1 pseudogene is annotated in these 310 nt (G+C 71.3%); it reads left to right on the top strand.

What is annotated here, in order from left to right:
* Nucleotides 1-310, top strand: a pseudogene (locus ACEN88_RS35055) (putative ABC transporter permease subunit); the annotation flags it as partial.

Here is a 310-nt window from a genome sequence, read left to right as displayed (position 1 = left end):
TGCTCGGCATCGCGGCCGCCACCGCCCTGCCCTACGTGTACCTGGCCGGCCCGTTCGCCAACGTCGCGTTGGTGCTGGGCCATCCCGGCTGGCTCGGCCTGTACGTGACAATCGCCGCCTGCGCGACGCTGACGGCCTGCGCAGGCATGCTGCTGACGCTGGGCCTCGTGCGCGTGCTGGGCGCGCGCCGCACGCGCGTGGTGGCGCAGGTGCTGGGCGCCATCGCGGGCGCGCTGATCTTCCTGCTGTCGCAGGCATATAACTTCACGCGCCATGACGGGACCGTGGGGCCGCGCATCATGGAGATGAT

Source organism: Massilia sp. CT11-108 (assembly GCF_047302915.1).
Taxonomy (GTDB): domain Bacteria; phylum Pseudomonadota; class Gammaproteobacteria; order Burkholderiales; family Burkholderiaceae_D; genus Telluria; species Telluria orientalis.
This window is presented reverse-complemented; position numbering and strand designations above follow the sequence as displayed.